Raw genomic sequence first — 14,110 nt, forward strand, 5'->3', positions numbered from 1 at the left:
GCTAACAAATAGTGGGGCTATTTGTTAGCTCTTTTTTAATAGTCAAACTCAATACCATTACGGTCAGAGTCTATACCAGGTGTTGAGTTATATTGATAAGTGTCAGTGTTTCTTGTTCCTTCTGAGTGAGAAGAAGTATGACATCCCCAACATACAGCCATGTTCGTGTAACGTTTTAGAGCAGAAGATGGGTTCTTATCAAGTAAATAGTCTTTAACTATTGAAGTACGAGCTTCACCAGTTACACCTGGGAAGTAGTTTGTAGTATCATCTAAGATATTTTGGTAAGTTAAACCACGAGCATCACGCATTACAGTTACATCAGTACCATGTGCATAGTGACAACGTACACAAGTGTAGCTGTCTGATGTTGTGGTGTGGCGATATGCATGATCAAATGTACCAGTTTCTTTTCCAGAGCCAGCTAGGTAGTCAGTGTGACAAGCAGAACAGAATGTTGACATAGCAACCCCTCTGTTTGCTACATAACCAGGGTTAGTAGATCCATCAGCTTTTTTACTTGCCCATAGTGAAGATGCTGTAGTTGTTGTTACATTGTTTGCATTAGGGGCTGAAACGTCTAACTTAACTACATAACCACGAGCAACATTACCGGAAGTTAATGATTTAACAGAGGAAACTAAAGCTGTTTTAGAAGCAGGAACCCCGGCAAAACCGTTACCTAAAATTTCACCTTTTTTCAATTGATCAGTATCGAATACTTCTTTACCAGTAGAATCTTTGAATGCTGTCCAGTAATGTTTGACATGGTTTTCGTCGAATTCATAACCATGTAACCATGGATCTGTATCGTTTACATATTTCGTGCCGTTCCACTTCATTAATTGAAGAACAGTATCACCAGTTGTTAAGCCTTTTGCAGAATAAGCAGCATCAACAGTTGTTCCAATTTCAAAACGATAAAGAACATAGTTAATGGTAACATCTGCGCCAGTTGCATCTTTGTAAGTAACATCTGCTGCAGCATTTTTAGCTGTAATGTCAGTTACAACAGGCACGTTTTCTAAAAGTTTACCGCCTTTAGAAACAAGCGTATTACCCATATCGTTTGGATTTTCATGTAATAAACGATCTGAGTAGGAACCGTGCGGTGCGTGGCAGCTTGCGCAAGTAAATTCAGCTTCCCAGTTACCTGTACCAGTACTATTACCACCTGGAGCTGCTTTTAATTCAACTGTTCCATTAGCTAAGTGAACAGACATGTTACCATCATGAGTTCCTCCAAAGGTCCCAGCAGAGTTAGAACCAGTAAATACGTTATAGAAACCTAATGTACCATCATGACATGCAGTACAAGTTGCATATTCTCCGTCTTTGAACAGTAAGTTTTTAGATGCGCCTGTGTGTGTTTGGTGACAGCTGGCACAAGAGTTCGTGTTGTTCATATATGATCCGTGAGTACGTTGTGTTCCGTGTGTTCCATCTGCGTTTTTAACCATATCATCAGATTTGATAACATTGTTAAAATCAGAGTTTTGACCTCCCACACCTGAACCTGTTTTATTTGCGTTGCTTTTTCTAACAGTGTCGTAATTGTTGTCTTTAGCACTATCATCTGTAACTAATCCGCCCTTCATATCCGCAGGATCTCCGGGTGGTGTTCCTACAGGGTTACTACCAGCAGCGAAAGCTACGACACTAAACATTCCCACAAAAAGCAATGTAAGCAGGAATGAAAAGCCTAATTTGACCTTGCTCATTCCAAAAACCTCCCTTGTTACTTCTTTTTTTCTCTCTTTTTTTAAAAACTATGGATCTAAAACTTGTCCAAGCTCGTTTGGGGCACCACCTCCTTAAAGTGAAGAATTATTTAGTTATACATTGCAATACGTTCATTTAAGGTATCTGTAATATAAACCTGGTCATGTTCGTCTACAAATAAGCCATTTGGCAGGTAGAATTGTTCGTTTTGATCTCCCATTGTACCGAAGTGGAAAACCTCGGAACCTTTTTCGTCAAATCCATAAACCATGTGGGTAAGGTTGTTTACAATGTAAAGAATGCCTCGAGAATCTACGCCAATTCCTCGTGGATTTACAAAAACAGAGGAACCTTTTCCATTTTTTGAACCGTTAATAGTTCGAATAAATTTACCGTTTTTATCGTACACTTGAACCCGTTGATTTCCAGAATCGGAAACAAAGATATCATTATTTTTCTTGTCGATTGCCACTGCATTTGGAGCTTTAAAAGTATCTTGTTTATTAGTTCCAGTACTAATTTCAAATAACTTTTTACCATTAAGATCAAAGATAAAAACCTTATTTTTTTGAACGTCCGTTACATATAATTTTTCATCATAGATGCGGATACCAGCAGGAGATTCTATTACTTTCTTTTTATCATTAAAATATTTTAAGAATTTCCCTTTTGGTTCAAAGATAGAGATTTTACCATTATATAAATCTGCTACATACACATTTCCTTTACCATCACCAGCAATACCGTATGGGAATTTAAATTGACCTTTCCCTTGGCCCTCTTTACCAAACCTAAATACAGACGTTCCAGATGTATCAAAAACTTGCACACGTTTATTATTCGTATCAGAAACATAGAGGAACTCGCCAATTTTTGCGACATCCATCGGCTTATCGAGTGAATTATCAAAGTCACCGTAAATTGCTTGGCTAAAGGAAGGAGGGCCATCCGGATTAACTGCATTCGGTACCTTTTTCACGACTGATTCCAAATTAAAAAAGTAAATAGCGGCAAAGGCAGCAATCGTAAGAACAACAATACCGCTCATCCACCAATAAACTGTTTTTTTCATCATGTGTTTTCAACCCCTTTACTAGTTTTTAGAGACTCTTTTCAACCCATCAAGGGCTGGTTTGTACAGAGGGTCATAATTCAATGCCGTTTTATAAATTTCTTCCGCGTTCCTTTTATCTCCTTGATCTTCCGCTACTAGTCCAACTTCGTAAATGATATCTGTATTGGAAGGCATCAATCGATTTGCTTCGTTTAGAGCTTTAATGGAGTCTTTATACATTTTAAGCTTACGGAAAGACATTCCTTTCAATAGCCAGCCCTTATAATCTTTAGGTGATATTTCAGTAGCTTTTTGAGCCATTTTTATGGAATCATTTAGGCGATTTTCCTCGTTATATACAAGTCCTAAGTTAAAATAGGCATTAAAATAATTCTTGTCTAAGTCAAGAGCCATTTTATATTGTTTTATCGCTTCATCGTTATTATCATTTAAGAAATAAGCATATCCAAGGTCTACATGGGACTTAGGCTCATTAGGTTTAGCATCTGCTTCAGCTTTTGCACTTTCTAATTGTTGTTTTAAACGATTCATATTGTATTTTGGCCAAAGGTACTTATTGCTGACGTAATAACTGGCACCAACTGCAACAACTAATGTTATGGTCAAAATAAGTAGTGTTTGCCACCATTTGAATTTATCGTTTTTAGATTTTTTTACTTGTTTATTAGGTGTTTTGTCTTTTTCAAGCTCTTGCTTATCGTTGAGTGGTTGTTCATAAGCTTCCATACAAACCCTCCTAATCTAGCAAAGTTTCATTCATTTATTCTTTATGACACGCAGAGCATGTTCTTTTTACGTGACAGGTATAACAAAAATTTGTTACCTTTTGATTTGCTGCTAGCGGAATAGGGTGCCTTTTCTTGTCAAATCCTTTATGCATTGCTGGATGACAGGAAGAGCAGGCTGCCGTTGCAGTTTGATACTGACTTGATTGCTGATAATTATGACAGGCTAAACATTTCTGTTTATCCTTAGACGCTTGAATTTTATGTTCCAACATCCACCGGCTATCATGACTTGCTGGCCGTTTGCTATGACAATCCTTACAGAAGGTATTTTCTTTTGCATAATCCAATTCGGTAATATGTGGTTTGGTCGTTTTAATGTTTTGCAAGACCTTTTCAACAGGAGAAACAGTCTCTAGCCCTTCAATTTTCTCCTTCGACATATACCCATGGCAGGAGTCGCATTTTTGAAGATTCTTGCCAGCTATTAATCCGTGAGTAGAAGCTTTAAATTCAGGATTTTTATGGCTCTTTGGTTCCATACCTGTTTTATGGCAGGTTTTGCATGCAGTTGAAACATTTCTTGCCTTATGGCATTCCATACAAGTGTCCATGTCAGGACGAGTAAATTTTAAATCGGACATTGCTTGTGTACCAATGGATTGATCCCATTTAGCATAATCTGTTTGGTAGGTCATTTTTCTGTCGGCGATTTTCCCGTGGGCGACGCTGCTATGACATTGGACGCATTCTACCCCTTCATTTAGATGCTTATCGTGGGGGATGATGAGATCCCCCGATGGTGTTACATCACGAGTTTTCAAATTGTGACATTTTTCACATGCGCTGTTAGGCACCTCGTTGGGCATTCGGATAGGAGTAGCAGTGACGCCCAAAGAATGGTTCTTTAATTGTTCAACCAGCCCTTCCGCTTTATCTTTCGCCAGTTTCTTAAATACCGGATCGGTATGGCAATTTACACAATCCACTTCATTATGAGTCGATGCTTTCCACGTATAATACTCTGGTTTCATCTCATGACAACTTTGGCAAAACTTCGAGCTTGATGTTGCCTTTAGACCCGTAAATCCTACGAAAAATAAGATGGCTAGAAAAAACAAAGTGATCGTCATATATTTGATTAACTTATACAGATAACGGGGAGGGGCCGGCATCTCAGTATGTTCTTCTTCCATAAAGCGTCCCTCCATTTTTATAAAAATTATTTTTTTACAGGACTTTTAAAGCCGGTTCTGTGGCAGTACTCACAATATACATCTGTAGGTGCTTTCGTATCAGTTGATCCTGGTTTTGGTTTTTTCTGGTCATGGCAGACGAAGCATTGTGATTTCGCTTCAGCTGTCAGTGCTTTCGTTGAGTGAGCTGTCAGCCATTGATCGCTTTTCGTATGTCCAGGAGGACGCTTATTGTGACAGGTACTGCAAAACTTATTAATACGGGACTGATCTTTTACCACCTTGATGTCAGGTTGATAATGTGATTTTTTTACACCTAATTTAAGAAGTGAGATAATATCTTCTTTTGGTATTTCTCTTACCCATTTGGAATCCTGGTGGCAGGTTACACATTTATTTAACTCTTGAACCGCTGTACTTCCGTGTTGTTGGTTCCATAGGGCAACTTTGTGGGATCGTGGTACTTTGAGTTTTTTATGACAGGTTCCGCATTCCATTGAAACCTTCACATTTGTTTTTTGCTTTCCAATCGCTTGTAAAATGATTTCCTGTGTCTTTTGGTCATGATTGGCTGCGAGTTCTGCCGTATTTTCGTCTTCCTTGACTGGCTTCGTGGACGCTGCCTTGTTTTTTCCTTCTGCAAGTTTTTCAAGTTCTTCTGGATTTGGCGGAACAGTGTATGCGACATCTTTCCAAGGCTTTTCACCCTTGTTCACTTTATCGTGACAATCGATACAAGTTCCCATGTTCGGACGCACATATTTTTCTTCAATTAATTTTTGAGCATTTTTTTCCGTCCACTCTCCACGAGCACTGTCAATATTTAAACCGCGGGCAGCAATCTTCGCGTGGACAACCCCTGCGTGGCAGGTGATACAAGGAATGTCTTTTTCAATATGGCCTTTATGGTTGACCTTTAAGTCACCAGATGCGGTGACAAGCCGGTTCTTCGAGTGGCACTGTAAACAGTTTTCATTTGAAACGGCTTCTTCCTCGGTTTGAACGATTTGTTTTGGCACACCGGTAACATGGTAGTAAACTTCTTTCATAGACTTCACCTTGTGTGTCAGCATGTTGGTGACGCCGGGCTTAATATGACACTGCACACAGGAGATTTGATTATGAGCGCTTGCCGTATAAGTGGTATATTCAGGTGCCATTTCATGACAGCTGGAGCAGAAGGATGGCGAGTTTGTAATAGAAAGTACGCCGTATCCTCCGCCAAAAACGACGATACAACCAACAAGGGATGCAAATAATAATTTCCAGCGAGTAACGGGATTTGTCCAATCTATATCTCTCCACATTTGCCAGAGTCTCTTTATTGGGCCCGATTTTTTTCTATTTTCTCTTAATTCGGGATCGGCCTCGGAATTTTTCTTTTTTCCCAAAAAGCCCATTTTGCTCACCCTTCCCATTTTTATTGAGCTATCTACTTTATTTTCCATCTAAACTTCTCTAAAGGTAGTATCTAACATAGAATGGGCATATTCCAATGTACAATTTGTGAATATTTTTCCAAACAAACTTTATGATAAAAACAACGTAAATACATTGAAAAAAGCGGATTATTTAATAACTTATAGGTAGTGGTTAGTTGTATAAAGGTTAATTTTTATACGCATTTTAGAATGTTTATTCATTTTTGTGAGCACTAAGAAACTATCGATTAATAGAGGAATTAAACAAGTTTTTGTTACAATTTTTCATCAATGGGAACTTTGTTGTCACACACATAGCGGAAGTGGTAAGATGGAAAGTGATATTCAATTCATTTTGGCAGGATTTAGTACCTAATATTGCGAATTCTTTATAATAGCAATCTCGATAAAAAGGAGAGTTCAATCACATGATGGGGATTTTAAATAAATTGTATGATGTGAATAAACGTGAGTTAAAACGCTTAGACAAACTAGCGAATCAAATAGAGGCACTTGCGGCTGAAACAGAAAAATTATCAGATGATCAGCTTCGTGAAAAAACAGATGAATTTAAACAGCGTTATCAAAATGGAGAATCACTTGATGATTTACTGGTTGAGGCATTTGCTGTTGTCCGTGAAGGGGCACGCCGTGTCCTTGGATTGTACCCTTATCATGTACAGTTAATGGGGGGAATCTCTCTCCATGAGGGAAATATTTCGGAGATGAAAACCGGGGAAGGTAAAACGTTAACGGCTACGATGCCGGTTTATTTGAATGCTCTTTCCGGTAAAGGAGTTCACGTTGTTACGGTCAATGAATACCTTGCAAGCCGTGATGCTCAGGAAATGGGGCAGCTTTATGAATTTTTAGGGTTAACGGTTGGGTTGAACCTAAATAGTATGACGAGTGAAGAGAAGCAGGAAGCATATGCTGCAGATATTACCTACGGAACTAACAACGAATATGGTTTTGACTATCTTCGTGATAACATGGTCCTTTATAAGGAACAAAAGGTTCAACGTCCGCTTTTTTATGCAGTCATTGACGAGGTGGACTCCATCCTAATTGACGAAGCGCGTACACCGCTGATTATTTCCGGTTCTGCCCAAAAATCAACGGCTCTATATATTCAAGCAAATGCGTTTGTGCGTACGCTGACGAAAGAAAAGGATTATTCGTATGATGAAAAAACAAAAGGCGTTATGCTGACTGAAGAAGGGATTAGCAAAGCAGAGAAGGCTTTTGGTATTGAAAACCTGTTTGATATGTCCCATGTTTCGTTAAATCATCACATCAATCAAGCGTTAAAAGCCAATGTCAGCATGCATCTGGATGTGGATTATGTCGTTCAGGATGGCGAAATTGTAATCGTTGACCAATTTACTGGTCGTTTGATGAAGGGACGCCGCTATAGTGAGGGCTTACACCAGGCGATTGAAGCAAAGGAAGGCTTAGAGGTACAGAACGAAAGTATGACAATGGCTACGATTACGTTCCAAAACTACTTCCGGATGTATGAGAAATTAGCCGGGATGACGGGTACAGCTAAGACGGAAGAAGAGGAATTCCGAAACATTTATAATATGAATGTCATCGTGATTCCAACGAATAGACCGATTGCCAGGGATGACCGTGCGGATTTAATTTACTCTACAATGGAAGGGAAGTTTCGAGCTGTTGTTCAGGATATTGCAGAACGACATCAAAAGGGACAGCCCGTGCTTGTCGGTACGGTTGCAATCGAAACATCTGAGTTAATTTCCAAGCTCTTATTGAAAAAAGGCGTTCGACACAATGTCTTGAATGCGAAAAATCATGAACGTGAAGCAGAGATCATTGCGGAAGCAGGCCATCAGGGTGCGGTAACGATTGCAACAAACATGGCCGGCCGTGGTACAGATATTAAGCTTGGCGAAGGGGTTACCGATTTAGGTGGCCTTGCTGTTATTGGGACGGAGCGCCATGAAAGCCGCCGGATTGATAACCAGCTCCGCGGGCGTTCAGGCCGCCAAGGGGACCCGGGGATTACCCAGTTTTATTTATCAATGGAAGATGAGCTTATGCGCCGCTTTGGTTCTGATAATATGAAATCGATGATGCAGCGCCTTGGGATGGATGATTCCCAGCCCATCCAGAGTAAAATGGTTTCAAAAGCAGTGGAATCAGCGCAAAAACGTGTTGAGGGTAACAACTTTGATGCGCGTAAGCAGCTGCTGCAATATGATGATGTGCTTCGCCAACAGCGTGAAATCATCTATACGCAGCGCGATGAATTACTTGAGTCTGAAAACTTGCGTGAAATTGTGGAGGGCATGATTTTACGAACAATCGAGCGGAATATTGAGGCACATGCGTCAATGGCGGATGATGAAGAAAATTGGAACCTCCAGGGTGTTGTGGACTTTGTCCATGCCAATCTTCTTCCTGAAGGGGATATCACCTTAGACGATTTAAACGGTAAAGACCCTGAAGAGATGACCGAGGCTATTTTTGCCAAGGTGAAGGTGCGTTATGATGAAAAAGAGGAGCTGCTTTTCCCAGAGCAAATGCGTGAATTTGAAAAGGTCGTTACGCTTCGCTCTGTAGACTCAAAATGGATTGACCATATTGATGCAATGGATCAGCTTCGTGATGGAATCCATTTACGTGCATACGGACAGACGGACCCTCTTCGCGAGTACCAGGCGGAAGGCTTCGCAATGTTTGAAGCAATGGTTACTTCAATTGAGGAAGAAGCTTCCATGTACATCATGAAGGCAGAAATTCGCAACAATTTAGAACGTCAAGAAGTGGCAAAAGGCGAAGCGGTTCATCCGAAGGACGATGGAGAACCCGTTAAGCAAAAGCCAAAAGTGAAGCAAATGGATGTAGGACGAAATGATCCATGTATTTGCGGGAGCGGTAAAAAGTACAAAAATTGCTGTGGAGCAGGGAAATAATTGATTTTTTCATATAAGAAGCGAAATCTTATGGGATTTCGCTTCTTGCTTTGCTAGGGATCCTATATTATGGAGAACTTTAAGTTGTGAATAACCTTATTGTTTATGTGGATATTATTTACTGAAATGTTGATATTTTTTGTTAATTTGTTAATAACTAACTGGATATGTGGATAAATAAATATATCTTGTTGGTAAGTGTTGAAAAATATCGGTTATCCACAATTTGTTTTTTCTTTCATTAAAAAATTATCCCCAACCTGGCGAAACGGCTTGTTTTGGATTTTTGGAAGGTATGCCGTTATAATAGATTAGGACTGACTTAAATTATTTGCATATACTACGATACAAAATGAATTTTTTATAGAGGTGACCAGAATGGAATTAGCAGAAATTCGGAATGAATTAGAAAAAACAGCTAAACGTTTAGCGGACTTTAGGGGGTCTCTTTGACCTTGAAAATAAGGAAGCTAGAATTGCTGAATTAGACGATCAAATGCTTCATCCTGACTTTTGGAATGATCAACAGGCGGCTCAGGTCGTAATCAGTGAGGCAAACGGCTTAAAGGATCAAGTAAATGAATTTACTGATTTAAATGAAACGTATGAAAATTTGGAATTGACATATGAGCTCGTTAAAGAAGAAAGTGATGCGGAATTACAAGCGGAACTGGAAGAAGAGCTGGGACAGTTGACAGAACGTTTAAATCAATTTGAATTACAACTTTTGTTAAGTGAAGAGTATGATAAAAATAATGCGATTTTAGAGCTTCACCCTGGTGCAGGCGGTACAGAATCACAGGACTGGGGTTCAATGCTTCTTCGGATGTATACAAGATGGGCTGAGAAAAAGGGCTTCAAGGTGGAAACACTTGATTATCTACCGGGAGATGAAGCAGGGATTAAGAGTGTGACTTTAGCCATCAAAGGGCATAATGCGTATGGTTATTTGAAGGCAGAAAAAGGGGTACACCGCCTTGTACGGATTTCGCCATTTGATTCCTCGGGCCGCCGCCATACCTCCTTTGTTTCATGTGAGGTTATGCCGGAGTTTAACGATGAAATTCAAATCGATATCCGCACAGAGGATTTAAAAATTGACACGTACCGTGCAAGCGGCGCCGGCGGTCAGCATATCAACACGACCGATTCAGCTGTACGGATTACCCATGTTCCGACAGGGGTAGTAGTAACATGCCAGACGGAACGCTCGCAAATTAAAAACCGTGAGTCAGCAATGAAAATGTTAAAAGCAAAGCTGTATCAGCGCGAAATTGAGCAGCAGGAAAAAGAACTTTTGGAAATTCGCGGCGAACAAAAAGAAATTGGCTGGGGAAGCCAAATCCGTTCCTATGTTTTCCATCCCTACTCAATGGTCAAGGATCATCGTACGAGTACCGAGTCAGGAAATGTGCAGGCTGTAATGGACGGGGAAATTGATCCGTTTATTGATGCTTATTTAAGATCAAGAATTTCATAATCAATGAAAAAGCCTTTGCCCTAGGATGCGGTAAAGGTTTTTTCATTTTTAAGGGACAAAACCTGGCAGTAGAATAAAAAAATTGTCCCCCAAGGACGAAATCCAACAGAAGCGATAGCGAAATGTCCTAAAACCCAATTTTAAGGACGAAATCCAATAGTCGTACCAGCAAAACATCTATAAAATAGGCCTTTTAGGACAAAATGATTTAAAAGAAGAAAAAGTCTTATCACTAATACCCCTATTCCACTTTATCGCTTCAACTGAATGCTATTTACACCAAAAAATACCCATGCTATACTCACACTCGAAATTGATAAACACAAGGGGAATACGAAATGAATAAAGTTCTAGAACTCACACAAACGAATCCGAAAATCGAAGTGGCCATTGACTATGTTTTTGTCCTCATCGGATCAGCCATTATTGCAATTTCTTTTAACGTTTTTTTACTGCCTAACCAAATTGCTTCCGGCGGAGTAAGCGGCATTAGTACGATTTTACATACTGTTCTTGGATTGGAGCCAGCGTATGTTCAATGGGCATTCAATATCCCGTTGTTTATTGCCGGCGTCATTTTTTTAGGAAAACAGTTTGGCGCAAAAACACTGGCCGGTACCATTTTTTTACCCTTCGTTGTATATTTCACAAAAAATATGGAGCCTTGGACCCATGACGCTCTACTTGGAGCATTGTTTGGCGGTATTGGCGTTGGGCTTGGCTTAGGCATTGTTTTTAGAGGGAGAGCATCAACAGGGGGAACAGACCTTGCAGCACAAATTATTAATAAATACACTGGATTTACCCTTGGGACATGTGTCGTACTCATTGACGGGTTAATTGTCCTTACCGCTGCGATAGTATTTGATATCGAAAAAGGGCTTTATGCCCTCATTGGTTTATATGTGACCAGCAAGACCATCGATTTAATTCAAGTTGGTTTTGGCCGTTCAAAAATGGCCATGATCATTACTAGTAAACAAGAAGAGGTTCGCACAGGAATTTTGAATAAAATTGACCGTGGTGTGACAAAACTATCAGCATATGGTGGATTTACTGACCATGAACGCCCAGTTCTCATGTGCGTGGTTGACCAAACGGAGTTCACAAAATTGAAACAATTGGTTAAAACCCTTGATCCATCTGCATTTATCGTGGTTATGGATGCTGCGGAGGTATTAGGTGAGGGTTTCAAACGTGCGTAGAATTGGTATACTTGTTAAGTAATGGTAAAATTTTCTGAAGGGGGGAGTAGCAGTGAAGAAAAAGCTACTTACATTATTATTGGGAACTTCCCTAGTAATGGGACTTGCTGCATGCGGCGGCGGATCGGACACATCTAAAGACAAAGACACAACGACCAAAACTACAGACACAAGCGGCGGAGGAAATGATGTTGCCGCAGCAGCTGAGAAAATCACGGCTCAAAAATGCTCAAGCTGTCATGGTGAAAACCTTAAGGGTGCTGTAGGTCCAGACTTAACAAAAATTGGCTCAAAGTACTCCAAAGATCAAATTTTGGACATTCTTAAAAACGGTAAATCCGGTGGAATGCCTGCTGGCTTAATTTCCGGCGATGATGCAGACAAAGTAGCAACATGGCTTGCCTCTAGAAAGTAAATGTACAAAAAACGTTCTGTCCTAACAGAGCGTTTTTTTTGTGCATAAAAAACAGAAAAATGTCGAAGTTTGTTACTGAGGTAACTGTAGAAATAGCGGAAAATACGTCTACACTTGTATTCTTTGAAAAGAAACTGTAATATATTTATCGCTTTTAATAGTGTTTGATGATGTTATAATAAGGCTATGCGAAATTTTGCACGTTTCGTAAAGTATTTTGCGGCCTTTTGCAAAAAATAAAAGATTATTGTCGAATTTACTTCATTCACAATAACTTTCCTACAGGTGATTAAATGATAGAATTGCAAGAAGTATACAAGAAATACCCAAATGGTGTATCCGCTATTAATGGGATCGATGTTCGAATTAATCAAGGTGAATTTGTCTATGTGGTAGGCCCCAGCGGCGCTGGAAAATCCACTTTTATTAAAATGATGTACCGTGAAGAGGTTCCTACTTCCGGAACGATCACGATGAATGGTGTCAATTTAGCAAAATTAAAGATGAGAAAGGTTCCGATTTTTCGCAGAAATCTTGGTGTTGTCTTCCAAGACTATAAGCTTCTGCCAACCTTGACTGTCTATGAAAATATTGCCTTTGCGCTCGAGGTGATTGAGGCACAGCCTAAGTTTATTAAAAAGCGGGTCATGGAGGTTCTCGACCTCGTTAATTTAAAGCATAAGGCAAGAATGCTTCCGACAGAACTTTCAGGTGGGGAACAGCAGCGTGTGTCAATCGCTCGTTCCATTGTAAATTCACCGAAGGTTGTGATTGCCGACGAGCCAACTGGTAACTTGGACCCGGATACATCATGGGAAATTATGAAAATATTTGAAGAAATTAATAACCGCGGAACAACCGTTGTAATGGCGACCCACAATAAAGAAATTGTTAATACAATCCAACATCGCGTAATCGCCATTGAAGGTGGAAAAATTGTTCGTGATGAGCAGAAGGGGGAATATGGTTATGAAAATTAGAACCATTGGCCGCCATGCCCGCGAAAGTATAAAAAGTATTGGCAGGAATGGATGGATGACATTTGCATCCGTAAGTGCCGTTACTGTTACTCTCATTTTAGTTGGTGTCTTTTTTGTGATTATGATGAATCTCAATAAAGTGGCCCAAACGATTGAAGAAGACGTTCAAATCCGCGTTCACATCGATGTTGCCGCAAATAAAGCCGATACGCAAAAATTACAGAGCGAGCTTGAGGGTATTCCTGAAGTAAAAAGTGTGAAATTCTCATCAAAAAAAGAAGAATTAAAGGACTTAATTAAGGGTCTTGGTGAGGAAGGAAAGGCATTTAAGCTTTTTGAACAGGATAATCCGCTTAACGATGTATTTATTGTAAAAACGAAAAATCCAACTGATACGATGATGGTTGCAAAGAAAATAGAAAAGTTTAATTTTGTTGCAAAAGTAAAATATGGTCAGGGCAGTGTGGAAAAGTTATTTAAATTTATTAAGGCAAGCCGAAACGTCGGTGTCGTCTTAATTATTGGTCTATTTTTTACAGCCATCTTCTTAATTTCAAATACAATAAAAATTACCATTATTGCGAGAAGAAGAGAAATCAAGATTATGAGACTAGTAGGAGCAACCAATAATTTTATTCGCTGGCCATTTTTCTTGGAAGGCCTATGGCTGGGAGTATTAGGCTCTATTTTGCCTATCATCTTGATTTCGATTGCCTACTATAACGCATATGATTATCTGGCTCCAAAACTTGCCGGTAATTTTATGCAAATTCTCCCTTACAAACCATTTGTCTACCAAGTATCCGGCATGCTGATACTCATGGGTGCGTTAATTGGTATTTGGGGAAGCGTTATGTCTGTAAGAAAATTCTTGAAGGTTTAGACTTTTTGAGGAAGGGTTCTTTACTGCACCCTTCCTTCCTTTATTAAAAAAAGATTTACATAGATT

General features: G+C 39.6%; 11 protein-coding genes. 6 read left to right on the forward strand and 5 right to left on the reverse strand.

Annotation, left to right across the window (positions count from 1 at the left end):
• Nucleotides 1-35: 35 nt before the first annotated feature.
• The 5 genes from E2K98_RS09110 to E2K98_RS09130 all read right to left on the reverse strand — a co-directional run bounded on the left by E2K98_RS09110 (nucleotide 36) and on the right by E2K98_RS09130 (nucleotide 6,025).
• Nucleotides 36-1,721 carry a cytochrome c3 family protein gene (locus tag E2K98_RS09110; RefSeq protein ID WP_133333941.1) on the reverse strand — a complete coding sequence of 562 codons (1,686 nt, stop codon included), beginning with the start codon at nucleotides 1,719-1,721 and terminating at the stop codon, nucleotides 36-38.
• Between the two features lie 110 nt (nucleotides 1,722-1,831).
• Complete coding sequence (locus tag E2K98_RS09115) at nucleotides 1,832-2,797, reverse strand: 6-bladed beta-propeller (protein ID WP_133333942.1); 966 nt, start codon at nucleotides 2,795-2,797, stop codon at nucleotides 1,832-1,834.
• Between the two features lie 18 nt (nucleotides 2,798-2,815).
• A complete protein-coding gene (locus E2K98_RS09120; protein ID WP_133333943.1) occupies nucleotides 2,816-3,523 on the reverse strand; it encodes a tetratricopeptide repeat protein in 708 nt (235 codons plus the stop codon).
• Between the two features lie 34 nt (nucleotides 3,524-3,557).
• Complete coding sequence (locus E2K98_RS09125) at nucleotides 3,558-4,718, reverse strand: cytochrome c3 family protein (protein WP_133333944.1); 1,161 nt, start codon at nucleotides 4,716-4,718, stop codon at nucleotides 3,558-3,560.
• A 26-nt stretch (nucleotides 4,719-4,744) separates the two neighbouring features.
• Nucleotides 4,745-6,025, reverse strand: a complete 1,281-nt coding sequence (locus E2K98_RS09130) for a cytochrome c3 family protein (protein ID WP_235824770.1) — start codon at nucleotides 6,023-6,025, stop codon at nucleotides 4,745-4,747.
• Between the two features lie 542 nt (nucleotides 6,026-6,567).
• Between E2K98_RS09130 and secA the strand changes: the two genes are divergently transcribed.
• The 6 genes from secA (at nucleotide 6,568) to ftsX (ending at nucleotide 14,044) form a co-directional block, all read left to right on the forward strand.
• The gene (gene secA, locus E2K98_RS09135) at nucleotides 6,568-9,081 is read left to right on the forward strand and encodes a preprotein translocase subunit SecA (protein ID WP_133333945.1); all 2,514 of its coding nucleotides are present in this window, start codon (nucleotides 6,568-6,570) and stop codon (nucleotides 9,079-9,081) included.
• A gap of 378 nt (nucleotides 9,082-9,459) precedes the next feature.
• Nucleotides 9,460-10,561 (forward strand): peptide chain release factor 2 gene (gene prfB, locus E2K98_RS09140; RefSeq protein ID WP_133333946.1). Its coding sequence is split into 2 segments (ribosomal slippage): nucleotides 9,460-9,531 and nucleotides 9,533-10,561, totalling 1,101 coding nucleotides; the frame shifts between segments, so codons are not numbered across the junction.
• A gap of 338 nt (nucleotides 10,562-10,899) precedes the next feature.
• Nucleotides 10,900-11,766 (forward strand): YitT family protein, encoded by an 867-nt coding sequence (locus tag E2K98_RS09145; RefSeq protein WP_133333947.1) that lies wholly within the window; start codon nucleotides 10,900-10,902, stop codon nucleotides 11,764-11,766.
• Nucleotides 11,767-11,818: 52 nt separating this feature from the next.
• On the forward strand, nucleotides 11,819-12,181 hold the full coding sequence (cccB, locus tag E2K98_RS09150) for a cytochrome c551 (RefSeq protein ID WP_133333948.1): 363 nt from the start codon (nucleotides 11,819-11,821) through the stop codon (nucleotides 12,179-12,181).
• A gap of 293 nt (nucleotides 12,182-12,474) precedes the next feature.
• Complete coding sequence (gene ftsE, locus E2K98_RS09155; protein ID WP_133333949.1) at nucleotides 12,475-13,161, forward strand: cell division ATP-binding protein FtsE; 687 nt, start codon at nucleotides 12,475-12,477, stop codon at nucleotides 13,159-13,161.
• Entirely contained in the window at nucleotides 13,151-14,044 is an 894-nt protein-coding gene (ftsX, locus tag E2K98_RS09160) for a permease-like cell division protein FtsX (RefSeq protein WP_133333950.1), read from the forward strand. The genes ftsE and ftsX overlap by 11 nt, the downstream gene beginning before the upstream one ends.
• The last annotated feature ends 66 nt before the right edge of the window (nucleotides 14,045-14,110 follow it).

Source organism: Bacillus salipaludis (assembly GCF_004358205.1).

Coding starts and splice junctions, on each gene's coding strand:
- E2K98_RS09110 (WP_133333941.1), bottom strand. CDS start 1,721: ATGAGCAAGGTCAAATTAGGCTTTTCATTCCTGCTTACATTGCTTTTT.
- E2K98_RS09115 (WP_133333942.1), bottom strand. CDS start 2,797: ATGATGAAAAAAACAGTTTATTGGTGGATGAGCGGTATTGTTGTTCTT.
- E2K98_RS09120 (WP_133333943.1), bottom strand. CDS start 3,523: ATGGAAGCTTATGAACAACCACTCAACGATAAGCAAGAGCTTGAAAAA.
- E2K98_RS09125 (WP_133333944.1), bottom strand. CDS start 4,718: ATGGAAGAAGAACATACTGAGATGCCGGCCCCTCCCCGTTATCTGTAT.
- E2K98_RS09130 (WP_235824770.1), bottom strand. CDS start 6,025: ATGTGGAGAGATATAGATTGGACAAATCCCGTTACTCGCTGGAAATTA.
- secA (WP_133333945.1), top strand. CDS start 6,568: ATGATGGGGATTTTAAATAAATTGTATGATGTGAATAAACGTGAGTTA.
- E2K98_RS09145 (WP_133333947.1), top strand. CDS start 10,900: ATGAATAAAGTTCTAGAACTCACACAAACGAATCCGAAAATCGAAGTG.
- ftsE (WP_133333949.1), top strand. CDS start 12,475: ATGATAGAATTGCAAGAAGTATACAAGAAATACCCAAATGGTGTATCC.
- ftsX (WP_133333950.1), top strand. CDS start 13,151: ATGAAAATTAGAACCATTGGCCGCCATGCCCGCGAAAGTATAAAAAGT.